The following is a 23930-nucleotide window of genomic DNA, read 5'->3' as shown; positions in this document are numbered from 1 at the left end:
GCGGCGTCCGGGGCGCCGCGACCCGGGGAATCCCGCGCCGCGGTGGGCGTTGCACCAAAGGTGATCGCACCGCAGCTCCCCCCGATTCCGTTCTCGATCCTCGACCGCTCCCCCGTCCGCGAGGGCGCCGAGGCCGCGCAGGCGTTGCGGGACACGGTGTGGCTGGCGCGGCACGCCGAGGAACTGGGCTACCGGCGCTTCTGGGTGTCGGAGCACCACGGGGTGCCGGGGGTGGCGGGATCCTCGCCTGCGGTGCTGGCCGCGGCGGTCGCCGCAGCCACGTCCCGGATCCGGGTGGGCACGGGCGGGGTCATGCTGCCCAACCACCGACCGCTGGTGGTGGCGGAGCAGTTCGGGGTGCTGGAGTCGCTGTTCCCCGGGCGGATCGACATGGGGCTGGGGCGGTCGGTGGGCTTCACGGACGGAGTGCGCCGGGCGTTGGGGCGCGATGCCCAGGCCGCCGGGGACTTCGAGGAACTGCTGACGGAGCTGCTCGGCTACTTCACCGGCACGGCTAGCCCCGGCGCGGTGCACGCGCGGCCGCCGGAGGGGATGCGCGTCCCGGCGTTCGTACTGGCCACCGGCGCGGGAGCGGCCACGGCGGCGACCTTCGGGCTCCCCCTGGTGATCGCCGCGGTGCGGGGCGAGGAGCGCATGCGGGAGGCGATCGAGGGCTACCGCGCGGCGTTCCGGCCCTCGGCGTGGGCGGCGCGGCCGTACGTCGTGGTGTCGACGACCGTGTCCGTCGCGGAGACGACGGAGGCCGCACGGCGGCTTCTGGTGTCGGAGGCCTGGTCGCTGGCGCACTCGCGTACGCAGGGCGAATTCCCGCCGCTGGCGCCGCCGGACGAGGTGCTGGCCAGGCACATGACGTCGCGCGAGCGCGACGTGTTCGAGGGGACGCTGTCGGGGGGCGTCCACGGCACCGAGGCCGAGGTGACGGCCGCGCTGTCGGGCCTGGTCGGACGCACCGGGGCGGACGAGGTGCTGGTCACCACGGCCGGCTACGACCGGTCGGCACTGCTGGACTCGCACCGCCGACTGGCGCGGCTCGCGGGGCTGGGCACACAGGCCGTGGCGGCGCGCTGACCGGTGGCGGGAAGGTGCCTGCGGTGGTCGCCGCCGTCACGGCGGCCGAGGCAAGCACCCGCGCCCCCAACTCGGCCGCCACAGGCCGGTCATGGTCCGCGAGGACGCCGACCTCGGTGGCCCGCTGGGCGAGTTGCCGTTACCGGCTGGGCAACTCGTCGCCCTGCGACGGCTGCCGAAGCGGCGTCACGGGCACGGGAGGGACGTCAGGGGGTGGGGCCCTCGTACACGTCGTCGTTGCGGCCCTCGGCGAACTCCCACCACGACAGCGGCAGCCAGTCGCCGTCCACGAAGGCGTCGACGGCCGAGCCCCGTCCGCTGATGGCCACGCGCGTGCCCACCGGGTACACCGTGCCGGACAGGCCGGGCACGGGGACGAGCAGCGTTCCTGAGCGGTGGGCCATTCTTCCCGCCTTTCCTCGCGGTCAATCACAAATCGCCATATTCCACGTGAAGAATAGCTGGCTTGTCTCGCACTGCCCAAGGGGGCAGCATGAGAAATAGGTCACGTAAGCCGCGAATCAGACACCAATCGGAGGTGTCCACGTGAAGGCCGTCGTCTACAAAGGACCGTTCGAAGTAGCCGTCGAGGAAGTCGACAATCCACGCCTGCAGCACCCCAACGACGTGATCGTCAGGGTGACGTCGACCGCGATCTGCGGCTCCGACCTGCACATGTACGAGGGCCGGACCGCCGCGGAGCCCGGCATCGTGTTCGGCCACGAGAACCTGGGCATCATCGACCAGGTCGGCGAGGGGGTCACCACCCTCAAGCAGGGCGACCGCGTGGTCATGCCCTTCAACGTCGCCTGCGGATTCTGCAAGAACTGCTCGGCGGGTTTCACCGGCTACTGCCTGACGGTCAATCCGGGGTTCGCCGGAGGCGCTTACGGCTATGTGGCCATGGGCCCCTGGCCGGGCGGTCAGGCGGAATACGTGCGCGTACCGTACGCGGACTTCAACTGTCTGAAACTGCCGGAGGGCACTGCCAACGAGTCCGACTTCGTGCTCCTCGCCGACATCTTCCCGACCGGGTACCACGGCTGTGAGCTCGCCCAGGTCTCCCCCGGCGAGAGCGTCTCGGTGTACGGCGGCGGCCCGGTCGGGCTGATGGCCGCGTACTCGGCGATGCTGCGCGGGGCGGCCAAGGTGTTCGTCGTGGACCGCGTGCCGGAACGGCTGCAGAAGGCCGAGGAGATCGGCGCGGTCCCGATCGACTTCACCAAGGGCAGTCCGGTGGACCAGATCAAGGAGCACACCAAGGGCGAGGGCACCGACAAGGGCGTCGACGCGGTCGGCTACCAGGCCCAGGCCGGCGGCGCGGGCCGCGAGGAGCCCGCGGCGGTGCTGAACTCCCTGATCGACACCGTGCGCCCCACCGGTGCCCTGGGCATCCCGGGCCTGTACGTGCCGTCCGACCCCGGCGGCCCGGACGAGCAGGCCAAGAGCGGCCGGCTGCTGGTCGCCATCGGCCGGCTCTTCGAGAAGGGCCTGCGGCTGGGCACCGGGCAGTGCAACGTCAAGCGCTACAACCGGCAGCTGCGCGACATGATCATCGAAGGCCGCGCCCGCCCGAGCTTCGTGGTCTCCCACGAGCTGCCCCTGACGGACGCGCCGTCGGCATACGAGAAGTTCGACAAGCGGATCGAGGGCTACACCAAGGTCGTCCTCCACCCGGGTCAGAGCTGATCCGGCGCAAGCGCGGCGCCCGGGGTCCGGTCAGCAGCTCTCCGGGCCCTGGGCGTCGTAGGGCCCGGAGGGGCTGACCTCCTCCAGGGTGTACGTGTACAGGTCGAACTCCACCAACCCGTCCGCGTGCGTGGTGACCCGCGGCGGGCGGGTCCCCGGATACCGGGAGGCGATGACGTCGGCGACCCTGTGGGCGGTCGCCGCGTCGGCAGCGGCGATGCGCACGTAGGCCACTCCCGGTTCGTACAGCGGTCCGAGTTGTCCGGTCATGCTGCTCCCCTTGTCCCGTCCGTCCGGCGGATTACCGCTGGAGACAGCCCGTCGGTCGTCGCGGTTGCCCGCGCGGGCTGGGTTCACTCGAAGATGTCAATGCGGGGGCTCAGGACAGCAGGAAGTCGGCCTTCCCGTCCTTGGCGCCCTGGATGAACATCCTGATCTCGTGGTCCGTGTAGATGAGGGCCGGCCCGTCGGGGTCGGTGGACTGCCGCAGCGCGACCCTGCCGTCGGCCAGTTTCATGGCCTCCACGCAACTTCCCCCGTTGCCGCCGCTCCACGGCTTGTGCCAGCCCTCGGTACCGAGGTCGACGGCGCGCATGCCGTTGTATATGCGGTCGTCCATGTATGTCAGATCTCCTTGCGGATGCCATCGAGGATGGCTGCGGTGCTGTGTGCCGGCGCGGCTTGCGCGCACATCCGGTCGAGGGCCTCGAGGAACGCCGAGACGTCGTCCACGTCGTCCAGGTAGGCGGCGCCCACCAGGCTCTCGGTGAACACGACGTCCGGCAGCTCGCGGATCTGGAACCGGAAGATGTGGAAAGGCCCGTACATCGCCGGGTGCGGCCCGGCGTCGAAGGGCATGATCTGCAGTCTCACCTGCGGCAGCTCACAAGCCTCGGCCAGCCGGTCCAGCTGGGCGCGCATGATGCCGGGACTGCCGATGGGGCGGCGCAGCACGGTCTCGTCCATCACCACCCACAGCAGCGGGGCCTCGGGCCGGGCGATCAGCGCCTGCCGTTCCCGGCGGAGCGCGACCAGGCGCTCGAGTTCCTCCGCGGAGGCGCCCGGGCGTCCGGCCTTCAGCACGGCGCGGGCGTAGTCCTCGGTCTGCAGCAGGCCGGGGACGTAGTGCGGCTCGTAGGCGCGGATGATGGCCGCCTCGCCCTCGAGGCTGACGAAGGCGCTGAACCAGGACGGCAGGACGTCACGGTAACGGTGCCACCAGCCGGGGCGGTTGCCCTGCCGGGCGAGGTCGATGAAGGTCGCCGCCTCGGCGGCGTCGACGCCGTACAGCGCCAGCAGCTTCTCGACGTACGGGATGCGCAGGCCGACCTCGGCCTTCTCCATCCGGCGCACGGTGGCATGGGTGACGTCCAGCTCGCGCGCGGCCTGTTCGTACGAGCAACCCGCCTTCTCCCGCAGGTCTTGGAGGCGTTTGCCGAGGATCACGCGGAGGACGGTCGGCGCCCCGCTCGCCTTCGCCTCACCCACGTCGCAACTCACGCATGGCAGCAGTGTGCCATGTCAGGAATGGAACCCACACCCTGATACTGGCGATTGTGCAATTTGCAGAATGACCCTTGCCTTCTGTGCAAGCAGTGGCCATAGTTGCGTGTGTGCTCTTTGCCCTCAGCGCCCGGGACACCTTTCGGCTCCGACTGCCGGCGCAGGCCTCGTCGGTCGGCGTCGCGCGGCGCCAGGTGCGTTCCGCGCTGAGCAGCTGGGGCCTGGAGGAATTGGGCGACGACGCCGGCCTCGTGGTGAGCGAACTCTTCACCAACGCGGTCGTGCACAGCGGCAGCGACCACGTCGCGTGCCTGCTCTGGACGGCGGGCGGCACGCTGCACATCGAGGTCGTCGACGAAGGGCGCGGGCCCGCGGGTCCCCAGGCACGCGCAGCCGCCGACGCCGACGAGAACGGCCGCGGGCTCGCCCTCGTCGCCCATTTGGCCCAAGGCTGGGGCGTGCGTCCGCCGGCGCACGGCACCGGTCGCGCGGTGTGGGCGACCCTCTCCTGCGCCCGTCCCGGGGCGGTCCGGCGCAGCGGTTGAACACCGGGAGACGACCGCCCGGCGTCCGCGGGAAGGGTGGCCGTCGCCGCGGCGCGCCGTATTGGGATGGTGGCACCCCGCGTCCGGGCATAGGCTTCTCCCGACGGAAAGGCCCTCGGGGGAGCACCAACACCCCCTGCCTCCGCCCCGGGAGGAACCGCCCACCGCGGTCCCCGCCCGGTTCCGCAACCGGCGCCACCGCGTCCGCTCAGCCATCAGCCCGACCGGGCGGTCGGCGTCCGGCAGCGGCCGGGCCGGCGTCCGGCTCACCCGACACGAAGGAGTGCGCGGTGACACCCGAGAAGTCAAAGCGGAACCAGCTCCCCAAGGAGCCTGACGATCAGCCCGCGCAACAGCGGGAGGTGCGGAACCTGGACGTCTGGGCCAGGTCGGCACCGATCCGACTGGCCGGCTACGAGGACGATCTGAACGAACCGCACATCCTGCGCGGCATCGACTGACCCTCCGGCACGGCCGGTTCACGGGCCGTACGGGCAACGAAGCCCGTACGGCCCCTGCCGTGTCCCGGGCCTCCCGGCGGCGTTTCCGGCCCGCTCAGCCCGCCGCGTCCACGGCGCCCACGCTACGGCCGCCCGGCAGTTCGATGGCGTAGAGGTCCAGGACGTCGGGCGGTACGGCGCGGCCCGGTCCCCCGGCGCGCACCCACGCGACGATGTCGCCGAGGGCGCCGGAATCGTTGACCAGGCCGAGCCAGACCGGCCGGCCTCCGGCCGCGCGCCCCTCCGGCGAGGGCTGCACGACGACGACGTTGGCCTGTTCGCACACGTCGAGGCACTCGGTGACGCGTACCCGGCAGACCCCGGCGAGTTCCCGCCGGAGCAGGTCGAGTTGAGCGTCGTGGTCGACGCCGGGGACCTTCTCCGTACCGCAGCAGCAGTCGCGGCAGACGCTCACCGTGCAGGCGCCCTGCCGCGGCGCACCGCCGCTCACGTGAGGGTGATCCGCACGCCCACCGAGCCCTCGCGGCCGCGGCGCAGCCGGCTGCCGAACAGGGTCAGCCGTCCGAGCAGGCCGTACTTGCGGGCGACCAGGGAACGGTAGCGCTCGGTCTCCTGCGGTCCGAGGATCTCGGCGCGCGCGGGCACCTGCTCCCCGGTGGGGTTGCCGCGTACGTCGCAGGGGCCGACCAGCACGTCGGCACGGTTGCGGATCCGCTTGACCTTGCCGGAGTCCGCCGCGGTCCAGGCACCGACCGCCTCACCGTCGCGGACCACCCAGACCGGGGTGGCAACGGTACGGCCGTCCCGCCGGTAGGTGGTCACCAGTAGGTACTTGCCCGCCGCGAGCCGGGCGGACGCGCTGTCCTCGATCACGGACCAAGGCTACGCGGGAACGGCCTCCTCGGCCGGTGCCCGGAGCGTTTTGCCCAGGCACACGCTGAGCGGACTGTCCTTGTAGTGGCCGAACTTGGTCACCGGCGTGTAGCCGCAGGAGGCGTACAGGGCGATCGCCTCCGGCTGCATCTGCCCCGTCTCCAGCACCATCCGGGTGCGGCCCGCCGCGGCGGCGCCGGCCTCCAGTGCGGCGAGCATCCGGCGTGCGAAGCCCCGGCCCCGGGCCTGCGGCACCACGTACATGCGCTTGACCTCGGCGTCGCCGTCCTCGAAGCCCTCCGGGGAGGCGTCCTGACCGCGCCAGCCGCCGGTCGCCACGGGGGCGCCGTCGAGGTAACCGACCATGAACTCGCCCTGCGGGCCGTCGAAGTGGTCGGGGTCCATCGCCGTCTCGTCGGGGCCGCCGTACCGCACGACGTACTCCTGCTGCACCTGCTCGGTCAGCAGCACGGCGTCGGGGTGGTCGTAGCGCGTCTTCCGGATCTCCACCCGCACATCGTACGGGTGTGCGGCCTACGCCCCGGTACGGGCACCCTCCGGCGGGCCGGTATCGTCCCCGTCATGCTCACCGTGACCACCGTGAACGTGAACGGGCTGCGCGCCGCGGCCAAGAAGGGCTTCCTCCCCTGGCTGGAGGCGACCACGGCCGACGTGGTGTGCCTGCAGGAGGTCCGCGCCGAGGCCGCGCAGCTGCCCGAGGAGGTCCGTGCCCCCGAGGGCTGGCACGTGCTCCACGCCCCGGCGGCCGCGAAGGGCCGGGCCGGGGTGTCCCTCTACTCGCGGCAGGAACCGTCCGCGAGCCGGATCGGCTTCGGCTCGGAGGAGTTCGACGGCTCCGGCCGCTACGCGGAGATCGACCTGCCCGGCGTGACGGTCGCCAGCCTCTACCTCCCCTCGGGCGAGGTCGGCACGGAGCGGCAGGAGGAGAAGGAGCGCTTCATGGCCGCGTTCCTGGAGCACATGGTCAAGCTGCGGGAGAAGGCCGCCGCCGCCGGCCGCGAGGTGCTGATCTGCGGTGACTGGAACATCGCGCACACCGAGCGCGACCTCAGGAACTGGCGGGCCAACCAGAAGAACGCCGGCTTCCTCCCCGAGGAACGGGCGTGGCTCTCCCGCGTCTACGACGAGGCCGGGTACACCGACGTCGTGCGCCACCTCACCCCGGAGGGCGAGGGCCCGTACACGTGGTGGTCCTACCGCGGCCGCGCGTTCGACAACGACAGCGGCTGGCGCATCGACCTCCACGTCGCGACCCGCGGCCTGGCGGCCCGGGCCTCGCAGACCCGGGTCGAGCGCGCGGACACGCACCCCGAGCGCTGGTCCGACCACGCGCCGGTGACGGTCGCCTACGATCTCGGCCGGTAGATCCTCCAGGGGGGAGCAGGGGGGAGCATGCGGCGGCACCACTGGCCGCGGGGCGTCGAGCGCGGGGACCGTCCGGGCTTCGCCCTGTCCCGGTCCGGGGACGGCCTGCTGTGGGGCGTGTGCGCGCGGGTGTCGGGGCTGCTCGTGGACCCGTACCGGCGTCCGCACCAGCTCGTCGCGTGCGAACCGTCCAGCCCCCTGCTCGACGTCCTGGACGGGCCGGGCACGGGGTTCCTCGGTGACCTCTGGCTGAGCCCGCGGGACTGCGGGCGGCACGCCGCGCCGGATCCGTTCGACGACCCGCACGCGCCGTGGCGACTGGAGGACGCGCGGATCACGGGTCACCGCCGTCGCCCCGGCGCGCCCGCCGCGTGGGACGTGTTCCTGGACGCCGTGGACGGGTGGCCCGAACCGCCCGGCGAACCCTGCCTCTCGGCGGGGCTGCTGATCCACGACGGACACCGGGCGCTGGGGCGCTGCCGGGACGCCTCGGACGTCGTCCCGCCGGACGGAGAGCCGTCCCGGACGCCGCTGCGGCTGCTCGGCTGCGCGCCCGGCGCGGAGCTGCGGGCCGCCCTCGCAACCGGCACCCGCCGCGCCCTGCGCCTGGACGAGGCCGTGCTGGAGGTCCTCGGCGGCGGAGGCGAGGTCGTCCTGGACCGGTACGTGACCGCGGAGGTCGCCGGGTGGCGGCCGTCTGCACTCGGCCCCGGGCTCGTCGACGTCGATCTCACCGACGGCGTGTGCGAGCCCTTCCCGGCTCGCGCCCGGGCGCTGTGGGACCGGTGGCTCGCCGGGCCCCCGGCGGAGTCCGGTACCTGGTCCGGGTACGCCACCCGTGACCGGTCGTTGTGGCTGGGCCTCGTCCGGGACCGCGGCTGCGCGGACCCGCGTCCGGCGCGGCCCGCCGGGCTCGTGCACGACCTGGACGGCCGGCACGTCACTGACGAGCCCGGCCTCTACCTCGCGCTGGGTGAGGCGATGAACGGTCCGGGCGGCTACCTCGGATGCAATGCGGACGCCCTGGCCGACTGCCTCCGCGGCGGCTTCGGGGTCACCACACCGTGCACCCTGGTGTGGCGGGATTCCGCGGTCGCCCGCCGGGCGCTGGGCGGGACGCTGAACTCCCACGGGGAGCCGGACAGCCGCTTCGGCCTGGTCCTCAAGGTGCTGGCCGAGGGCGGCGTGGAAGTCGTCCTCGCCTGAGGGCGCGGCGGCACCCGGTGCCGCCGTACGGGACCGCCGGAGGGCGCCGTCGCCGTATCGTCTAGTCAGCTGCCCTTTTCCGGAGGAGTACCCATGGCGCCGCCCGTCGTCCGCTCTCTGCGCGAGCAGATCCGCGAGTTCATCGTGGACGGCATCGTCAGCGGGCGGTGGAAGCCCGGGGAGCGGATCGTCGAGCGGGGCATCGCCACCGAGCTGGAGGTCAGCCAGACGCCCGTACGGGAGGCGCTGCGGGAGCTGGAGGTCATGCGGCTGATCGAGTCCGCCCCGAACAAGGGGGTGCGGGTGCGCCGGCTGACCGCCGGGGACCTGGAGGAGATCTACCCGGTGCGGGCGGGCCTGGAGCAGATCGCCGCGGAGCTGGCGGCGCCGCGCCTGCGGCACGACCTGTCGGCGCTGGAGGCCGAGGTCGCGCTGCTGCACGAGGCGGACGAGGAGGGCGACGCCGGGGCGCAGGTTCGGCACACCGTGGCGTTCCACCGCGAGCTGGTGCGCGCCTCCGGCAACAGCGTGCTGCTGCACACCTGGGAGTCGCTGGGCATCGAGGTGTGGACGGCGCTGTCGATCCGCTGGCTGGGCACCCGGCAGCGGCTGTACGCCGAGGAGCACCAGGCGGTGGTGGAGGCCTTCCGCAGGGACGACCCGCGGGTCGGTGAGCTGGTCAAGGAGCATGTGCTGGGCTGTGCCCCGCAGGGCGGCTGACGCCGGCCCGGAACACCCCGCCGGCAAGGCCGGAGCTCCCCCTTTGTGACCCTCGCCACAAGGTATTTGATCGATCATCGATCAGTCTTACTCTGTGAGACACGGGGACACCCCTGCCCGCACGGAACCAACTGGGAGGCGTTCACCATGACCGACGCCACGCTGAGCGCGCTCGATCACCTGCCGGACCCGGACCCGGAGGAGACCGGCGAATGGGCCGCCTCACTCGACGCGGTCACCCACGCCGCCGGCCCCGATCGCGCGGCGTACCTGATGCGCCGCACCTTCGACCACGCGCAGGCGTCCGGTCTCGCGGTGCCGTCGCTGCTGGAGACCGAGCACATCAACACCATCCCGACCGCCGCGGAGCCCGAGCTCCCCGGTGACCTGGAGATGGAGCGGCGCATCGCCGGATGGAACCGCTGGAACGCCGCCGCCATGGTGACCCGCGGCAGCCGGCTGGGCCTGGGCGGCCACATCGCCACCTTCGCCTCCGCGGCCTGGCTGTACGAGACCGGCTTCAACCACTTCTTCCGCGGCAAGGAGGGCGACGGCTCCGGCGACCAGCTGTACGTCCAGGGCCACGCCTCCCCCGGCATCTACGCCCGCGCGTTCCTCGACGGCCGGCTGACCGAGCGGCAGCTGGACAACTTCCGCCAGGAGGCCGGCGGCGACGGCCTGCCGTCCTACCCGCACCCGCGGCGGCTGCCCTGGCTGTGGGAGTTCCCGACCGTGTCGATGGGCCTCGGCCCGCTCGCCGCGATCCAGCAGGCGCGCTTCAACCGCTACCTGACCCACCGCGGCATCAAGGACACCTCCGGCTCGCACGTGTGGGCCTTCCTCGGCGACGGCGAGATGGACGAGCCGGAGTCGACCGCCGCCCTCGGCCTCGCCGGCCGTGAGGGGCTGGACAACCTCACCTTCGTGATCAACTGCAACCTGCAGCGCCTCGACGGGCCGGTCCGCGCCAACTTCAAGATCGTCCAGGAGCTGGAGGCGAAGTTCCGCGCCGCCGGCTGGAACGTCGTCAAGTCGCTGTGGGGCTCCGCCTGGGACGAGCTGTTCGCCCTCGACACCACGGGCGCGCTCGTGCGGCGGCTGCGCGAGGTACCCGACGGGCAGTTCCAGACCTACGCCACCCGCGACGCCGCGTACATCCGCGAGCACTTCTTCGGCGCCGACCCGGCCCTGGCCGAGATGGCGAAGCTGCTGACGGACGCCAAGATCGCCGAGTGCTTCCACACCTCCCGCGGCGGCCACGAGCCGCGCAAGGTGTACGCCGCCTACCGCGCGGCCACCACGCACAAGGGCGCGCCGACCGTGATCCTCGCGCAGACGGTCAAGGGCTGGACGCTGGGCCGCGGTTTCGAGTCGCGCAACGCCAACCACCAGATGAAGAAGCTCACCCTCCCCGAGTTCCGCGCCATGCGCGACCTGCTCGAACTCCCCATCCCGGACAGTGCGCTCGCCGGGGACCTGGTGCCGTACGCCCACCCGGGCGCCGACTCCCCCGAGGTGCGCTACCTGCAGGAGCGCCGCGCCGAGCTCGGCGGCCCCGCCCCGGCCCGCCGGGTGCACCCGGTGGCGCTCCCCGAGCCGTCCGCGAAGCCCTTCGAGGCCCTGGCCAAGGGCTCCGGCAGCCAGGAGATCGCGACCACGATGGCCCTGGTCCGGCTGATGAAGGACCTGATGCGGGAGAAGGAGAGCGGACGCCGCTGGGTGCCGATCGTCCCCGACGAGGCGCGCACCTTCGGCATGGAGTCGCTCTTCCCGAGCGCGGGCATCTACTCGCCGCTCGGCCAGACCTACGACCCGGTCGACCGCGACATGCTCCTGTACTACCGGGAGGCGGAGAACGGGCAGATCCTCAACGAGGGCATCACCGAGGCCGGTTCGATGGCCTCCTTCACGGCCGCGGCGACCTCGTACGCCACGCACGGCGAGCCGATGATCCCGCTGTACATCTTCTACTCGATGTTCGGCTGGCAGCGGACGGCCGACCAGATGTGGGCCCTCGCCGACCAGCTCGGCCGCGGCTTCCTGGTCGGGGCGACCGCGGGCCGCACGACGATGACGGGTGAGGGCCTGCAGCACGCCGACGGCCACTCGCACCTGATCGCGTCCACCAACCCGGCGGCGGTCTCGTACGACCCGGCCTTCGCCTACGAGGTCGGCGTCATCGTCCGCGACGGCCTGCGCCGCATGTTCGGCCCGGACGCGGAGGACGTCTTCTACTACCTGACGGTCTACAACGAGCCCAAGATCCAGCCGGCCATGCCCGCGGAGCCGGGCGTCGAGGAGGGCATCGTCAAGGGCCTGTACCGCTTCCGCGCCGCCGACACCGCCGGGCTGTCCGCCGACGCGCCGCGACTGCAGCTGATGGCCTCCGGCACGGCGATCCACTGGGCCCTGGAGGCGCAGCAGCTGCTGGCCGCGGAGTGGGGCGTGGCGGCGGACCTCTGGTCGGCGACCTCGTGGAGCGAGCTGCGGCGCGGTGGCCTGGCGTACGACGCGGCCCGGCTGCGTGGCGAGGACGCCCCGCTCCCCCACGTCACCCGTGTCCTGGAGGGCGCGCCGGGCCCGGTGCTGGCGGTCAGCGACTGGATGCGCGGGGTGCCGGACCAGATCAGCCAGTGGGTGCCGCAGGAGTGGCACTCGATCGGCACCGACGGCTTCGGCCTGTCGGACACGCGCGATGCGGCGCGCCGCCACTTCGGCGTGGACCCGCAGTCGGTGGTCGTCGCCGCGCTGGCCGCGCTCGCCGGGCGCGGCGAGGTCAAGCGGGAGACCGTGCAGGAGGCCCGGGAACGTTACGGGCTCTGAGCTCCCCGCTCCGCCCCGGGCGGGGGCATGAGGGCCGGGTACGCCGTCACAGGCGTGCCCGGCCCTCTTCCGTGCCCGGCCCTCATCCGTGTCCGCCCCCTGCGCCCCCTCCCCAGATATATAAGGCAGTGATATAAATTCCTTATGCATCTTCCCGACGACGACCCAGACCACGGCCCCGCCGTCGACGTGGCGCGGGCACTGGAGCGGCTGTACCGCATGCTGCGCAGGCTCAGCCAGCCGAGCGAGCTGTCGCTGACCACCGTGGCGACGCTGTCCACGCTGGAGCAGTCCGGCCCGCTCCGGCTGACCGAGCTGGCGACCCTGGAGGGCGTCACTCAGCCGGCGATGACCCAGGTCGTGTCACGGCTGGCGGAGGCGGGACTGGCCGGTCGCGCGGCCGACCCCGCGGACGGGCGTGTGGTGCTCGTCCACATCACCGACGCGGGCCGGGAGGCCATCGCCCGGCGTCGCGCCGTGCGCGCCGAGCGGCTCGGGGAGTTGCTGGAACAGCTGAGCCCGGACGAGCGGGCGGCCCTGGTGGCCGCGCTGCCGGCCGTGGAGGCACTGACCCGGCTGGGGCCGCCCCCGGCCCCGTCGCGCCCGGCCCAGCGGAGCAGTTGATCAGGCATCGGTTTCTACGTCGGAGCACCTACATGACCGCGCATGCGCAATCGTCCCGTTCCGTGAATCCGTTCAAACAGTCGAAGGCCGTGTTCGCGGTCGCCTTCGCCTGTGTGGTCTCGTTCATGGGGATCGGTCTGGTCGACCCCATCCTGCCCGCGATATCGCAGCAACTGGACGCCACTCCGAGCCAGGTGACGCTGCTGTTCACCAGCTACCTGGTGGTGACCGCGGTCGCCATGCTCATCACCAACTGGGTCTCCAGCCGGATCGGCGCCAAGCGGACGCTGATCGCGGGCCTCGCCCTGATCGTGGTGTTCTCCGCCCTGGCCGGCACCTCGGGGAGCATCGGCGGCATCGTCGGCTTCCGGGCGGGCTGGGGCATCGGCAACGCGTTGTTCATCGCCACCTCCCTGGCGGTGATCGTGGCCTCGGCGAGCGGCGGCTTCGTCGGCGCGATCATCCTGTACGAGACCGCGCTCGGCGTCGGCATCGCGGTGGGCCCGCTGCTCGGCGGCCTGCTGGGCAACGTGAGCTGGCGCGGCCCCTTCTACGGCGTGGCCGTCCTGATGGCCATCGCGCTGGTCGCCACCGTCGTCCTCGTGGAGCCGATCCCGCTGCCGGCCCGCAGGACCGGGCTGAGCGAGCCGCTGCGCGCGCTGCGCCACCGCGGCCTGCTGACGATGTCGCTGACGGCCCTCTGCTACAACTGGGCCTTCTTCACCGTGCTCGGCTACGCGCCCTTCCCGATGGGGCTCGGCGCGGTCCAGCTCGGCCTGGTCTTCACCGGCTGGGGCGCCCTCGTCGCGGTCTTCGCCGTCTTCGGGGCGCCGCGGCTGCAGGCCCGGCTGGGCATCGCGCGGACGCTCTACGCCAACCTCGCGCTGTTCGCCCTCACCGTGCTGGCCATCGCGATCTGGACCGACGACCGGACCGTGCTGATCGTCTGCGTGATCGTCGCCGGTGTCTTCATCGGCGTGAACAACACCGTCACCACCCAGGCCGTCATGACCGTCGCGCCCGTCGACCGCGCCGTCGCCTCCGCCGCGTACGGCTTCGTCCGCTTCATCGGCGGCGGTCTGGCGCCGTTCGCCGCGGGCAAGCTGGTCGAGGCCTTCGGGATCCACGTGCCGTTCTACATCGGCGCCGGGGCGCTCGTGCTGGGCATCGTGATTCTCTCCACGGCTCACGGGCTGCTCAAGGAGGCCGAGAAGGTCCAGGCCGAACAGGTCGACGCCGCCTCGGAACCCGCCCCGGAGCCTCTCCCCGGGGCCGACGCCGCCCCCTCACTGGTACCGGTCGAGCACGACGCCGCGGCGCACCACGACCCGGGGCGCGGCGCCATCGTCGCCGCCGTGGACAGTTCCCCGCACGCCGAGCGGGTCGCCGCGGCCGCCGGCCGCCTCGCGACGATCAACGGCCGTACGGTGCACGTCGTCCACGTCGAGGAGTCCGCCGTCGCGGGTGAAGCGGCCGCGGACACGGAGGACCTGGAGTCCGCGCGGACCGCCGTCCGCAAGCACCTGGACCGGCTCGCCGCCCTCGACATCCCGGCCGTCGGGTACGTGCTGCGGAACGCCACCGGCCATGGCGAGGTGGGCCGTATGGTCGCCGAGCACGCGGAGCGCACCGGGGCCCGCGCCATCGTCGTCGGGGCGCCCACCCACGGCGGGCTGTCCGCGCTGCTGGACGCCGGCGCCGGGCAGGCCCTGATGCGCTACGCGACCTGCGACGTCGTACTGATCAACCCGCGTTCGGCGGAACTGGAGGCCGCCGCCTGATCCCACGGCGGAAGATCACGGTGGCCGCGCCATCGAAATACCGGCAAACCCGACGTATGGTGGCCTGACGGTGCCATGTGCCGGGGGACGCGGTCACCGTGCCTCCCCATGATCGTGACGGCGGCGCCGGAGGCGGCCATGGCCGATCCCAAGGGCTTTCTCACCACCCCCCGCCGCACCCCCGCGCGGCGCCCCGTCTGCGAGCGCGTCGAGGACTGGCAGGAGGTCTACACCGGCCAGGGCCTCCTGCCGATCATCTCCGCGCAGGCCGGCCGGTGCATGGACTGCGGCATCCCGTTCTGCCACGACGCCTGCCCGCTGGGGAACATGATCCCCGACTGGAACGACCTGGTGTACCGCGAGGACTGGGCCGCCGCCGCGGAACGGCTGCACGCCACCAACAACTTCCCCGAGTTCACCGGCCGGCTGTGCCCGGCGCCCTGCGAGAGCGCCTGCGTCCTGACCATCAACGCCGACCCCGTCACGATCAAGAACGTCGAGGTCGCCATCGCCGACCGCGCGTGGGAGGACGGCCTCGCCCTCCCCCGTCCCCCCGAGCAGCACTCCGGCCTCACCGTCGCGGTGGTCGGCTCGGGACCCGCCGGACTCGCCGCCGCCCAGCAGCTCACCCGGGTCGGCCACACGGTGACCGTCTACGAACGGGCGGACCGGCTCGGCGGCCTCCTGCGCTACGGCATACCGGAGTTCAAGATGGAGAAGCACCATCTGGACCGGCGCCTGGCGCAGATGCGCGCGGAGGGCACGCTCTTCCGCACCGAGGTCGAGGTGGGCGCCGACCTCGACGCGGAACGGGTCGTCGCCGAGCACGACGCGGTGCTCCTGGCGGTGGGCGCCACGGCATGGCGCGAGCTGCCGGTACCCGGACGGGAACTGGCGGGCATCCACCAGGCGATGGAGTACCTGCCGCTGGCGAACCGCGTGCAGGAGGGCGACCTGACCGAGTCACCCGTCAGCGCCGAGGGCAAGGACGTCGTCATCGTCGGCGGCGGCGACACCGGCGCCGACTGCCTGGGCACCGTGCTCCGGCAGCACGCGGCCTCCGTCGTGCAGCTCGACATCAACCCCCTGCCGGGCGAGTACCGCCCCGAGCAGCAGCCGTGGCCGGTGTACCCGCACGTCTACCGGGTCTCCCCCGCCCACGAGGAGGCCCGCGAACTGGCCCGGCGCGGCATCTGGGACCCGGCGGAGCACGGCGGTGTGCCGCTGCCCGGCCCGGAGGGCGACATCCGGGTGTTCTCCGCCTCGACCTTCCGCTTCGAGGGCGACGACGAAGGGCACGTACGGTCGCTCCACCTGGTCGGGGTGGAGCCGCGGCACCGCCGCCCGCAGCACGGCACCGAGCGCGTCATCCCCGCCCAGCTGGTGCTGCTGGCGCTGGGGTTCTCGGGGGCCGAACGCGACTGCGGGCTGGTCACCCAGCTCGGCCTGGACATCGACCGGCGCGGCCACGTCGTCCGCGACGCCTGCTTCGCCACCGGGGTGGAGAAGGTCTTCGTCGCGGGCGACGCGGGCCGCGGTCAGTCGCTGATCGTCTGGGCGATCGCCGAGGGCCGGTCGGCCGCGGCGGCGGTCGACCGGTGGCTCACCGGCAGCACGTGCCTGCTGGCACCGATCACGCCGACGACCCGGCCGCTGGTGGCGTGACGGCGGCGGAACGCGGGCGCGGCTCGAAGCCCGCGGCGCGGTAGCAGGCGTCGATCATGCGCATCGACTCCACGGCGTCGTCGGCGTCCGTGGGCAGCGGGGCGCCGTCGCGCAGGGTCGCCGCGAACGCCTCCAGCTGGTAGGTGTACGACAGGCGCCTGCCCAGCTCCTCGACCCGCTCGCCGTCCGGCGTACGGACCACGACCCGGTCGTCCTGGTGCGGCAGCACGAAGCACGGCGCGGTGGCCTCGCCGCGGCTGCCGACGATGCGCCAGCTCATCTCGAGCGCCTCGGCGTCCATGTGGCAGCGGGCCGAGGCGGTGGCGCCGCCGGGGTACTCCAGGTCGGCGTCCAGCCATTCGTCGACACCCGGCGCCTTGGCGCGCTCCCCGCCGCGCGCGGCCACCAGGCGCGGGGCGCCGCCGGCCCACGGGGCCAGGGACCCCGCCGCGTGCAGGGAGTAGCAGCCCAGGTCCATCAGGGCGCCGCCGGCCAGCGGCAGCGACCAGCGGGGGTCCTCGTCCGCGGGCGCGGGGATGTTGACCACGGCTTCGACGTGCCGCAGCTCGCCGAGCTCACCGGACGCCAGCAGCTCGTGCAGGCGCCGGGTGACCGGGTGGTAGAGGTAGTGGAACGCCTCCATGACGACCACGCCCGCCTTGGCGGCCGCGTCGCGCACCTCGACGGCCTCCTCGAGGTTGCTCGCGGACGGCTTCTCGCTGAGCACGTGCTTGCCCGCCGCGATGGCGGCCAGGTTCCAGGGGCCGTGGAGACCGTTGGCGAGCGGGTTGTAGACGGCCTCGACCTCGGGGTCGGCGATGACGTCGGCGTAGGAGTCCAGCACGCGCTCGACGCCGTGCTCGGCGGCGAAGTCCGCCGCCCGGGAGCGGTCGCGGGCGGCCACGGCGACGAGCCGGTGACCGGTCGTGCGGGCGGGGGCGGCGATGGCGGTCCCGGCGATGCGGGCGGCGCCGAGCACGCCGATGCGCAACGGTTCGGTGGTCATGCGGTGCGTACCTCTTCCATGACTGCGGGTCGGTGGTCCCCGTGGAACAACGTGCAGGCCTCGGCGATCCATCCGGCCTCGACCCCGTCGGCGACGCTACACCGCGCAGGCGAACGGCCCGCGACGGCCTCGGGGAAACCGGGCCAAGCGGGGCCCACCTCGGCCGGGGGCGGCGGCGGGCCCCTGGCCGCCACCGCCCACGCCACCGCCGCAGTCGCCGCAGTCGCCGCGCCTCAGTCGAAGACGGGACCGGCGGTGCGGGTGCGCTTCATCTCGTAGAAGTCCGGCATGGAGGCGAGGACGATCGCGGCGTCCCAGAGGCGCCCTGCCTCCTCGCCCTTCGGGGCGGGACTGACCACCGGGCCGAAGAACGCGGCCCTGTCACCGTCCTGACCGGGCAGGGCGACGACGGGGCTGCCGACGTCCTCGCCGACCAGGTCGACGGCCTGCTGGTGGGAGGCGCGCACCAAGACGTCGAAGGTGTCGGTGTCGCCGGCGTCCGCGAGGCTCTCGGGCAGGCCCGCGTCGCGCAGCGCGGCCGCGATCGTCGGCTTGGTCCGGGGCTGCTGGTGCAGGTGGAAGCGGGTGCCCATGGCGGTGTACAAGGGCCCCGTCACCTCGGGTCCGTAGGCCTGCGAGGCCGCGGTCAGGACCCGGACCGGCGCCCATGCCAGGCCCATCAGCTCGCGTATGCGCTCCGGCAGTTGGTCGAGGCGGTCCTCGTTGAGCACGGCCAGGCTCATCACGCGCCAGGTGACGTCGACCGGCCGGATCCTCTCGACCTCGAGCATCCAGCGCGAGGTCAGCCAGGTCCAGGGGCACACCGGGTCAAGCCAGAAGTCGACGGCCGTACGGGGGCGGGATGCGTTCACAGGAGGGTCCAAACTCGGTAGCAGGAACCCTGGCGGAGGGGCCAGGGAGACGTCGGGTTCACGTTGTTCACCGGTCGGCGGGGAAATCGGTGGAGACCGTGAGGTCGGCCCAGGCGGCGAGGTCCTCGCGCAGCAGCCGCTGCCCCTCTTCGACCAGACGCAGAGCATCGGTGCCGAGGACGAGGTGGACCGGGGGGTTGTCGGCATCCAGGACCCGCAGCAGCGCCCGGGCGGCGCGGGCCGGATCACCGGCCTGGTTGCCGCTCTTGGCCTGCCGGGCGGACCTGATGGGGTCGAACAGCGTGTCGTAGTCGGGGATGCTGCGCGGCACGCGGGTCATCGAGCGGCCCGCCCAGTCGGTGCGGAACGAGCCGAGCGCGAGGGAGGTGACGTGGATGCCAAAACCGGCGACCTCCTGGGCCAGGGACGCGGCGATCCCCTCCATGGCGAACTTGCTCGCCCCGTAGAACGCGACTCCGGGGAGGGCGGTGAGGCCGGCCATGGACGAGAGCGTCACGATGTGCCCGCCGCGGCGCCGGCGCATGTGGGGCAGGACCGCCTTGATGACGGCGACGCTGCCGAAGACGTTGACCTCGAACTGCCGGCGCAGGTCCGCCATCGCCGACTCCTCGACGGTGCCTTCGAGGCCGTAGCCGGCGTTGCTGATCAGCACGTCGACGGGGCCGATGTTCCGTTCCACCTCGTCGACGAGGGGGACGACGGCCTGTTCGTCCGTCACGTCCAGCAGCCTGGCGCTGGCACGCCCCGGGGCCAGGGCCTCGAACTCGGCGATCCGCTCCGGTGCGCGGACCGTGCCGACGACCCGGTGACCGGCGGCGAGTGCCTCCTGGGCGAAGGCGCGGCCGAGGCCGCCGCTGACACCGGTGATCAGAAACGTCTTGCTCTGGCCCTGAACGCTCATGGTGTTGCTGCTCCGAGGGAGGTGAGGAGGCTAGTAGACGATCGGTCTACTACACGATAGGCGACCCGCCGGAGTGCGTCAAAGGCGCGGGCCCGCTCACCCTTGGTCTTGTCCCGGATCTGGGATACCGTCCCGGATGTGAGAGAACCCGCCCCCACGTCCGTCGACACCCGCCTCGCCGCGCGCCTCGCCGAGCTGCGCGACGAGCGCGGCTGGTCCCTCGACGACCTCGCGACGCGCACCGGCATCAGCCGCTCGACGCTCTCCCGCCTCGAACGCGCCGAGATCAGCCCCACGGCCGCCCTGCTCGGGCGCCTGTGCACCGCGTACGGACGCACCATGTCCCGACTGCTCGCCGAGGTCGAGAGCGGCGGCGAGCCCGCGCAGCTCGTACGCGCCGCCGACCAGCGCGTCTGGACCGACACCCCGTCCGGCTTCGAGCGGCGCTCCGTCTCACCCCCGCACCCCGGACTGCGGGCCGAGATCATCGAAGGGGTGCTGCGCCCCGGTGCGGACATCGCGTACGAAGGCCCACCCGTGCCCGGGCTCGAACACCACGTGTGGCTGCACGAGGGGGCCCTCGCGGTCACCGTCGAGGACCGCTCACACCACCTCGCCCCCGGCGACTGCCTCCGCTACCGCCTGTGGGGCACCTCCCGCTTCCGCTGCCCCGGCCCGGACCCCGCCCGCTACACCGTCGTGGTGGTACTGCCATGAAGGACAGCCGCGCCCCCGCCCCCGCCCCCGCCCCCGTGCACGCCGTCGCCCCGCTCTCCGCCGAAGCCCTGCTGGAATCCGCCGACGACCTCGCCGCCCTCCTCGTGGACGCCGTCGAGGGCGGCGCGTCCCTCGGCTTCGTGACCCCCTTCACCCACGCCGAGGCGGCCGCCTGGTGGCGCGCCCGCGCCCACGTCGTCGCGGACGGCGGTCTCACCGTCTGGGCCGCCCGCGACACCGCCGGTCTCACCGGCACCGTCAGCCTCGCCCACGAGGGCAAGCCCAACGGCCGCCACCGCGCCGAGGTCCTCAAGCTCATGGTCCACCGCCGCGCCCGCGGCCACGGCCTCGGCCGCGCCCTCCTCACCGTCGCCGAACACGCCGCGGCGGCCGCGGGCGCGACCCTCCTGCTGCTCGACACCGAGACCGCCAGCCCCGCAGAACAGCTCTACCGCAGCGCCGGCTGGACCCCCTACGGCACCGTCCCCGCCCACGCCGCGAACCCGGCGGGAGTGCTGCGGCCGACGACCTTCTACTTCAAGGCGCTGCCGTCCGCGCAGGAGCGCGCGTCGAGCCACCGGCCGTAGGCCCGCGCGCCTCGCTCCCGCCCGTACTGCGAGCGCGGATCCGCCGGTACGCGACCTCGCGGTGAACGGAAGGACAAGGACGAGCGGGCAGCCGGCGAAGAACGGCCGAACCCGGCCGATCGCGCGCAACCCTCCCCGGTCATCGCGCGTCTGGTCAGCGGCGTCGCACGGTTCGGCGCTCGTCCATCAAGACCAGAGGAGATTCCGTGTCACGTGCGTCGTGGCCCGCGGCAACTGCGACGCAGGCACCCCCGCCACCGGAGGCGAACGCCGGAACACCGGTCCGTCCGGCCGCCGGAGCACCGCTGCGCCTGGACATCCAGGGGCTGCGCGCGCTGGCGGTCGCGCTCGTGGTGCTCTCGCACGCCGGAGTCCGGCGGCTGGCGGGCGGCTACATCGGGGTCGACGTCTTCTTCGTGATCTCGGGCTTCCTCATCACCTCGCTGCTGCTGCGTGAGCTGGCCCGGAACGACCGTGTGTCGGTGCGGAGGTTCTACGCCCGCCGGGCCCTGCGGTTGCTCCCCGCGTCGACCCTCGTCGGGGTCGTCACACTCGGCGGCGCCTGGCTGTACCTGTCGAAGGTCCGCTTCGCGGAGTACGTCGGGGATGCGCTCGGCAGCACCTTCTACGTGGTGAACCTCCGGTTGGCGAACGCCGGCACCAACTACCTCAACGCGGACAGCCCGCCGTCGCCGTTCCAGCACTTCTGGTCGCTGGCGGTCGAGGAGCAGTTCTACCTGGTCTGGCCACTGCTGCTGTGGGCGAGCTGGAAGCTCGCCCGGCGCCGGACCGGACTGCTGGCGGCGCCGCTCGCGGTGCTGTGCGCGATCTCCTTCGCCCTGAACGTGTGGGTGACGGGCACCTCGGTGTCCTGGGCGTACTTCGGCTCGCACACCCGCTTCTGGGAGCTCGGTGCCGGCGCGCTGCTCGCGCTCTCCGCCGGCCGGCTGGAGCGGTTGCCGGCCCAGGTGGCCGGGCCGATGAGCTGGGCCGGGCTGGTGTCGCTGGTGGTGGCGGCGGTCTGGTTCGATGACGCCACGCCGTTCCCCGGGCCCTATGCGCTCGCGCCCGTGCTCGGCACCGTGCTGGTGCTGGCGGGGGGCTGTTCCCCCGCGCGGTACGGGGCCGGCGCGCTGTTGTCGCTGCGGCCTCTCACTTGGGTCGGCGGCCTGTCGTACGGCTGGTACCTGTGGCACTGGCCGATGCTGGTGATCCTGCCGATGGCGTGGGAGCGGCCGGCGACCGTCCGCTTCGGCCTGGTGTGTGCGGCGATCTCCCTGCTGCTGGCCTGGGGGACGCTGCGTCTGGTCGAGAACCCGGTGCGGTTCCACCACGTCTTCCGCGGCCGTCCCGCACGGGCACTGGGGCTGGGCGCGGGGCTGACGGCGTGCGCCACGGCGGCGGCGCTGGTCGCGACGGCCTTCCCGCCACTGATCAGTTCGGGAGCGGCCGCCCCGGAGCTGAGGGGCGCGCTCACCGGGGTGACCGACCCGCAGACACGTCTGACCGAGCTGCTGGAGGCACCCGAACGCAGTCTGCCGGTCAATCTCACGCCCGGGATCACCAAGGTCAAGGGGACGTTGTCCGCGGTCTACCGGGACGGCTGCCACATCGGCTACCAGAGCACGGCGACACCGTCCTGCGTCTACGGCGACCGGTCCGCGACGAAGACGGTCGTCCTCTTCGGGGACTCGCACGCGGCCCAGTGGTTCCCCGCGCTCGACCGGCTGGCCCGCGAGCGCCACTGGAGACTGGTCTCGCTGACCAAGGCGTCGTGCAAGGTCGCCGCGGTCACCACGGTCTACCAGGGCGAGCCGTACACGTCCTGCGACCGGTGGCGCACCAAGGCACTGGCCCGGATCGGGTCCCTGAAGCCCGCGCTGGTGATCGCCTCCTCCTCGGACTCGGCCGACCTGGCCCGGCCGTCCGCCGACCCGCGCCGGCAGTGGACCGACGGTTTCGAGCGGACCTACCGGGAACTGGCGAGGAGCGGCGCCCAGGTGCTGGCCATCGAGGACACCCCCTGGCCGAAGGGGGACGCGGTCGACTGCGCGGGGACCCATCCGCAGGAGCTGGAACGGTGCGCGTCCGAGATCGGGCAGGCGGTCAGGGATCCCGACAAGAAGCGGGAGATCACCGAAGCGGCCGCGGCCACCGGCGTCTCGGTGGTCGACCCGGTCCCCTGGCTCTGCGGCACCGGCGGCGACTGTCCCGTCGTGGTGGCCGACACCTTCGTCTACCGCGACGACAGCCACCTCACCGAGTCCTACGCCGAGGCCATCGCACCGGTCCTGGACCACGAGATGACCGTCCTCTACGGTGCCGACCTGAGCCGGCACCCCGTACGGCCGACCGGCCCTTAGGCCCTCTCGCCGGCCGGGAGTCAGGCGGGCAGGGTGAAGAGCCGGTACTCGGAGACCGTGGTGAAGCCGAAGCGGCGGTAGAGGGGTTCACCGGACGCGGGCTGGCGATGAGGGCGGCCAGGTGCGTGCCCCGGTCGTGGGCGACGTCGAGGGCGGCCGAGGTCAGTGCGGCGCCGATGCCGCCGCGGCGGTGGGGCGCGGCGACGTGGACGAGGAAGATGCCGGCCACGTCGTGCGCCGTGATCAGCACCGTCGTACCGACGACGTCACCGTCCAGCACGGCGGCCAGGCGGACGATGTCCGCGTTGTCCGCGCGCCGCGCTTCTGACCGTACGAGGCCGGGCTGCAGCTCGGGCGCGATGCCCATGGAGGTGCGGTACGTGCCGACCAGTTCGGCCGGCCGGTCCGGGGTCTCCACCACCTCGACGCCCAGCCGGCCGGCGGGTCCTGGGCGTCCGGGGCGCGGTCGAGGGGGGCGCACCATCAGGGGCAGGGCGCCGAGCGGGACCGCGCCGTGCCGGGTCAGGGCGGCAGGGGTGCCTTCGGGGCTGTCCGGGCCGGCCCACCACCAGGGGACGCTCGCGAGTTCGGTGCGCGCGGCGGTCACGGACTGCGCCACCGCGTCCAGGGACCGTACCCGGGCCACACCGTTGAACAGCGGCGTGGCGAGACCGCTGCGATAGCGGTCGAGGTCGCCGTCGGCTCGCTGCGTCCGGCCCCACCCCGCCAAGTACTGGCGGAAGTTGGCGGTGACCCGTGCCAGCGCCTCCGTGCTCGCCGCGCCCAAGGCGTCTCCTTCGTCTGCGATCTCGATCAGGCATGGTGTCACACGTGTCACATGCCGATGCAGTGCGGTGACGGTCCTTCCTTGTGGGCGGTGACCTCCCCTTATGCTGGCGGGCATGAGCGAGGGACTGCTGGAACGGCGTGAGGGCCCGGCGAGCGGCGGGGCGGCCTCCGAGGCGATGGTGGTGGTCGAGGACCTGGTGCGCACCTTCGGCGCCGGGGACACCGCGGTGCACGCCCTGGGCGGGGTGTCCTTCTCCGTGGCCCGCGGTGAACTGGTCGCGCTCAAGGGCCGCTCCGGCTCGGGCAAGA

At 73.0% G+C, this 23930-nt stretch carries 25 protein-coding genes and 1 pseudogene; 15 read left to right on the top strand and 11 right to left on the bottom strand.

All coding sequences use genetic code 11. The features are described 5' to 3' along the window. The first annotated feature begins 42 nt into the window (after positions 1 to 42). Positions 43 to 1089 (top strand): MsnO8 family LLM class oxidoreductase, encoded by a 1047-nt coding sequence (locus tag ACFYYN_RS39600; RefSeq protein WP_500549639.1) that lies wholly within the window; start codon positions 43 to 45, stop codon positions 1087 to 1089. Positions 1090 to 1295: 206 nt separating this feature from the next. Here the strand turns inward: ACFYYN_RS39600 and ACFYYN_RS39595 are convergent, their stop codons facing one another. After that, positions 1296 to 1493 carry a hypothetical protein gene (locus tag ACFYYN_RS39595; RefSeq protein WP_500549638.1) on the bottom strand — a complete coding sequence of 66 codons (198 nt, stop codon included), beginning with the start codon at positions 1491 to 1493 and terminating at the stop codon, positions 1296 to 1298. Between the two features lie 142 nt (positions 1494 to 1635). On the opposite strand from ACFYYN_RS39595, the gene ACFYYN_RS39590 reads away from it, so the two are divergent. After that, positions 1636 to 2778, top strand: a complete 1143-nt coding sequence (locus ACFYYN_RS39590; protein WP_500549637.1) for a glutathione-independent formaldehyde dehydrogenase — start codon at positions 1636 to 1638, stop codon at positions 2776 to 2778. A gap of 30 nt (positions 2779 to 2808) precedes the next feature. Here ACFYYN_RS39590 and ACFYYN_RS39585 read toward each other — a convergent pair whose 3' ends face one another. The 3 genes from ACFYYN_RS39585 to ACFYYN_RS39575 form a co-directional block, all read right to left on the bottom strand. Continuing rightward, the gene (locus ACFYYN_RS39585) at positions 2809 to 3048 is read right to left on the bottom strand and encodes a hypothetical protein (protein ID WP_499509601.1); all 240 of its coding nucleotides are present in this window, start codon (positions 3046 to 3048) and stop codon (positions 2809 to 2811) included. 109 nt (positions 3049 to 3157) lie between these two features. Further along, positions 3158 to 3397 carry a DUF397 domain-containing protein gene (locus tag ACFYYN_RS39580; protein WP_499509602.1) on the bottom strand — a complete coding sequence of 80 codons (240 nt, stop codon included), beginning with the start codon at positions 3395 to 3397 and terminating at the stop codon, positions 3158 to 3160. Between the two features lie 5 nt (positions 3398 to 3402). Continuing rightward, positions 3403 to 4224: a Sco1979 family transcriptional regulator gene (locus ACFYYN_RS39575; RefSeq protein WP_500549675.1), complete on the bottom strand. Its 822-nt coding sequence runs from the start codon at positions 4222 to 4224 to the stop codon at positions 3403 to 3405. 167 nt (positions 4225 to 4391) lie between these two features. Between ACFYYN_RS39575 and ACFYYN_RS39570 the strand changes: the two genes are divergently transcribed. Together ACFYYN_RS39570 and ACFYYN_RS39565 are read left to right on the top strand one after the other, a co-directional pair. Next, entirely contained in the window at positions 4392 to 4826 is a 435-nt protein-coding gene (locus ACFYYN_RS39570) for an ATP-binding protein (protein ID WP_500324041.1), read from the top strand. Between the two features lie 290 nt (positions 4827 to 5116). Beyond that, positions 5117 to 5287, top strand: coding sequence for a hypothetical protein (locus tag ACFYYN_RS39565; protein WP_500324040.1), 171 nt, complete (start codon positions 5117 to 5119; stop codon positions 5285 to 5287). 94 nt (positions 5288 to 5381) lie between these two features. On the opposite strand, the gene ACFYYN_RS39560 is transcribed toward ACFYYN_RS39565, so the two are convergent. Genes ACFYYN_RS39560 through ACFYYN_RS39550 form a run of 3 tightly spaced genes read right to left on the bottom strand, consistent with a single transcriptional unit; the run spans position 5382 to position 6670 of the window. Next, positions 5382 to 5777, bottom strand: a complete 396-nt coding sequence (locus ACFYYN_RS39560; protein ID WP_500549636.1) for a (2Fe-2S) ferredoxin domain-containing protein — start codon at positions 5775 to 5777, stop codon at positions 5382 to 5384. Beyond that, entirely contained in the window at positions 5774 to 6160 is a 387-nt protein-coding gene (locus ACFYYN_RS39555) for a PPOX class F420-dependent oxidoreductase (protein WP_500549635.1), read from the bottom strand. Before ACFYYN_RS39555 ends, ACFYYN_RS39560 begins: the two co-directional genes overlap by 4 nt. 9 nt (positions 6161 to 6169) lie before the next feature. After that, complete coding sequence (locus ACFYYN_RS39550; protein WP_499509606.1) at positions 6170 to 6670, bottom strand: GNAT family N-acetyltransferase; 501 nt, start codon at positions 6668 to 6670, stop codon at positions 6170 to 6172. A gap of 72 nt (positions 6671 to 6742) precedes the next feature. Here ACFYYN_RS39550 and ACFYYN_RS39545 point away from each other — a divergent pair, with 72 nt between their 5' ends. The 7 genes from ACFYYN_RS39545 to ACFYYN_RS39515 all read left to right on the top strand — a co-directional run bounded on the left by ACFYYN_RS39545 (position 6743) and on the right by ACFYYN_RS39515 (position 16365). Next, complete coding sequence (locus ACFYYN_RS39545; protein WP_500324036.1) at positions 6743 to 7546, top strand: exodeoxyribonuclease III; 804 nt, start codon at positions 6743 to 6745, stop codon at positions 7544 to 7546. 27 nt (positions 7547 to 7573) lie between these two features. After that, positions 7574 to 8752: a barstar family protein gene (locus tag ACFYYN_RS39540; protein ID WP_500549634.1), complete on the top strand. Its 1179-nt coding sequence runs from the start codon at positions 7574 to 7576 to the stop codon at positions 8750 to 8752. A 93-nt stretch (positions 8753 to 8845) separates the two neighbouring features. Further along, positions 8846 to 9472, top strand: a complete 627-nt coding sequence (locus ACFYYN_RS39535; protein ID WP_499509609.1) for a GntR family transcriptional regulator — start codon at positions 8846 to 8848, stop codon at positions 9470 to 9472. A gap of 147 nt (positions 9473 to 9619) precedes the next feature. Further along, positions 9620 to 12295, top strand: a complete 2676-nt coding sequence (gene aceE / locus ACFYYN_RS39530; RefSeq protein WP_500549633.1) for a pyruvate dehydrogenase (acetyl-transferring), homodimeric type — start codon at positions 9620 to 9622, stop codon at positions 12293 to 12295. Between the two features lie 144 nt (positions 12296 to 12439). After that, complete coding sequence (locus tag ACFYYN_RS39525) at positions 12440 to 12919, top strand: MarR family winged helix-turn-helix transcriptional regulator (protein WP_500549632.1); 480 nt, start codon at positions 12440 to 12442, stop codon at positions 12917 to 12919. Between the two features lie 32 nt (positions 12920 to 12951). Further along, complete coding sequence (locus tag ACFYYN_RS39520) at positions 12952 to 14700, top strand: MFS transporter (protein WP_500549631.1); 1749 nt, start codon at positions 12952 to 12954, stop codon at positions 14698 to 14700. Positions 14701 to 14838: 138 nt separating this feature from the next. Next, positions 14839 to 16365: a glutamate synthase subunit beta gene (locus ACFYYN_RS39515; protein ID WP_500549674.1), complete on the top strand. Its 1527-nt coding sequence runs from the start codon at positions 14839 to 14841 to the stop codon at positions 16363 to 16365. On the opposite strand, the gene ACFYYN_RS39510 is transcribed toward ACFYYN_RS39515, so the two are convergent. The 3 genes from ACFYYN_RS39510 to ACFYYN_RS39500 form a co-directional block, all read right to left on the bottom strand. After that, complete coding sequence (locus ACFYYN_RS39510; RefSeq protein WP_500549630.1) at positions 16334 to 17371, bottom strand: Gfo/Idh/MocA family protein; 1038 nt, start codon at positions 17369 to 17371, stop codon at positions 16334 to 16336. The two genes, ACFYYN_RS39515 and ACFYYN_RS39510, sit on opposite strands and share 32 nt — an antisense overlap. A gap of 233 nt (positions 17372 to 17604) precedes the next feature. Beyond that, complete coding sequence (locus ACFYYN_RS39505; protein WP_500549629.1) at positions 17605 to 18243, bottom strand: mycothiol-dependent nitroreductase Rv2466c family protein; 639 nt, start codon at positions 18241 to 18243, stop codon at positions 17605 to 17607. Positions 18244 to 18310: 67 nt separating this feature from the next. Beyond that, the gene (locus ACFYYN_RS39500; RefSeq protein WP_500549628.1) at positions 18311 to 19165 is read right to left on the bottom strand and encodes an oxidoreductase; all 855 of its coding nucleotides are present in this window, start codon (positions 19163 to 19165) and stop codon (positions 18311 to 18313) included. 138 nt (positions 19166 to 19303) lie between these two features. On the opposite strand from ACFYYN_RS39500, the gene ACFYYN_RS39495 reads away from it, so the two are divergent. The 3 genes from ACFYYN_RS39495 to ACFYYN_RS39485 all read left to right on the top strand — a co-directional run bounded on the left by ACFYYN_RS39495 (position 19304) and on the right by ACFYYN_RS39485 (position 22832). Beyond that, on the top strand, positions 19304 to 19882 hold the full coding sequence (locus tag ACFYYN_RS39495; RefSeq protein ID WP_500549627.1) for a helix-turn-helix domain-containing protein: 579 nt from the start codon (positions 19304 to 19306) through the stop codon (positions 19880 to 19882). Continuing rightward, complete coding sequence (locus ACFYYN_RS39490) at positions 19879 to 20469, top strand: GNAT family N-acetyltransferase (protein ID WP_500549626.1); 591 nt, start codon at positions 19879 to 19881, stop codon at positions 20467 to 20469. The genes ACFYYN_RS39495 and ACFYYN_RS39490 overlap by 4 nt, the downstream gene beginning before the upstream one ends. Before the next feature lie 206 nt (positions 20470 to 20675). After that, on the top strand, positions 20676 to 22832 hold the full coding sequence (locus ACFYYN_RS39485) for an acyltransferase family protein (RefSeq protein ID WP_500549625.1): 2157 nt from the start codon (positions 20676 to 20678) through the stop codon (positions 22830 to 22832). Here the strand turns inward: ACFYYN_RS39485 and ACFYYN_RS39480 are convergent. Next, on the bottom strand, positions 22726 to 23199 hold the full coding sequence (locus tag ACFYYN_RS39480) for a GNAT family N-acetyltransferase (protein ID WP_500549673.1): 474 nt from the start codon (positions 23197 to 23199) through the stop codon (positions 22726 to 22728). The two genes, ACFYYN_RS39485 and ACFYYN_RS39480, sit on opposite strands and share 107 nt — an antisense overlap. 535 nt (positions 23200 to 23734) lie before the next feature. On the opposite strand from ACFYYN_RS39480, the pseudogene ACFYYN_RS39475 reads away from it, so the two are divergent. Next, a pseudogene (locus ACFYYN_RS39475) lies at positions 23735 to 23930 on the top strand (ABC transporter ATP-binding protein); the annotation flags it as partial.

This window comes from Streptomyces sp. NPDC001902 (assembly GCF_042891295.1).
Taxonomy (GTDB): Bacteria; Actinomycetota; Actinomycetes; order Streptomycetales; family Streptomycetaceae; genus Actinacidiphila.
Note: the sequence above shows the minus strand (reverse complement) of the source record. Positions and strands in the feature narration are given on the sequence as shown.

Excerpts from the sequence above, each read along its gene's own strand:
- ACFYYN_RS39595 (WP_500549638.1), bottom strand. The coding sequence starts at position 1,493 with ATGGCCCACCGCTCAGGAACGCTGCTCGTCCCCGTGCCCGGCCTGTCC.
- ACFYYN_RS39585 (WP_499509601.1), bottom strand. The coding sequence starts at position 3,048 with ATGACCGGACAACTCGGACCGCTGTACGAACCGGGAGTGGCCTACGTG.
- ACFYYN_RS39580 (WP_499509602.1), bottom strand. The coding sequence starts at position 3,397 with ATGGACGACCGCATATACAACGGCATGCGCGCCGTCGACCTCGGTACC.
- ACFYYN_RS39545 (WP_500324036.1), top strand. The coding sequence starts at position 6,743 with ATGCTCACCGTGACCACCGTGAACGTGAACGGGCTGCGCGCCGCGGCC.
- ACFYYN_RS39540 (WP_500549634.1), top strand. The coding sequence starts at position 7,574 with ATGCGGCGGCACCACTGGCCGCGGGGCGTCGAGCGCGGGGACCGTCCG.
- ACFYYN_RS39535 (WP_499509609.1), top strand. The coding sequence starts at position 8,846 with ATGGCGCCGCCCGTCGTCCGCTCTCTGCGCGAGCAGATCCGCGAGTTC.
- aceE (WP_500549633.1), top strand. The coding sequence starts at position 9,620 with ATGACCGACGCCACGCTGAGCGCGCTCGATCACCTGCCGGACCCGGAC.
- ACFYYN_RS39525 (WP_500549632.1), top strand. The coding sequence starts at position 12,440 with ATGCATCTTCCCGACGACGACCCAGACCACGGCCCCGCCGTCGACGTG.
- ACFYYN_RS39520 (WP_500549631.1), top strand. The coding sequence starts at position 12,952 with ATGACCGCGCATGCGCAATCGTCCCGTTCCGTGAATCCGTTCAAACAG.
- ACFYYN_RS39515 (WP_500549674.1), top strand. The coding sequence starts at position 14,839 with ATGGCCGATCCCAAGGGCTTTCTCACCACCCCCCGCCGCACCCCCGCG.
- ACFYYN_RS39510 (WP_500549630.1), bottom strand. The coding sequence starts at position 17,371 with ATGACCACCGAACCGTTGCGCATCGGCGTGCTCGGCGCCGCCCGCATC.
- ACFYYN_RS39500 (WP_500549628.1), bottom strand. The coding sequence starts at position 19,165 with ATGAGCGTTCAGGGCCAGAGCAAGACGTTTCTGATCACCGGTGTCAGC.
- ACFYYN_RS39490 (WP_500549626.1), top strand. The coding sequence starts at position 19,879 with ATGAAGGACAGCCGCGCCCCCGCCCCCGCCCCCGCCCCCGTGCACGCC.
- ACFYYN_RS39480 (WP_500549673.1), bottom strand. The coding sequence starts at position 23,199 with ATGGGCATCGCGCCCGAGCTGCAGCCCGGCCTCGTACGGTCAGAAGCG.